Source organism: Paraburkholderia sp. SIMBA_027 (assembly GCF_046535315.1).
Classification (GTDB): Bacteria; Pseudomonadota; Gammaproteobacteria; order Burkholderiales; family Burkholderiaceae; genus Paraburkholderia; species Paraburkholderia tropica.
Genome location: NZ_JAWRWY010000515.1, coordinates 1 through 274, shown reverse-complemented (window position 1 = coordinate 274; position 274 = coordinate 1). Strand labels below are relative to the sequence as shown.

General features: G+C 63.9%; 1 protein-coding gene. It reads left to right on the top strand.

Going from position 1 to position 274, the window contains the following annotated elements; translation table 11 throughout:
* On the top strand, positions 1-274 hold a 274-nt coding region (locus SB764_RS40045; protein ID WP_410866755.1), incomplete at both ends, for a hypothetical protein.

Here is a 274-nt window from a genome sequence, read left to right as displayed (position 1 = left end):
GCTGATCCTGATCGCGACCGGCATCGGCTGGGTCAATGTCTCGATCTTCGCGGCAACGCCTTCGGGCGACCAGAGCGCGATCTGGCTCGGCATCGGATCGGCGCTGATTGGCCTGACGCTCTGGGTGATCTACGGGCTGGCGAGCACGGCGGCGATGCAATCGCCCGATGCGCCGGATATCCTGCAATGGACGGGCTTGCAGGGCATAGGCGCCGGGATCGGCTGCCTGGTGCTCATTCCCTTTACCTCCATCGGGACTGATATCGTCTTCACC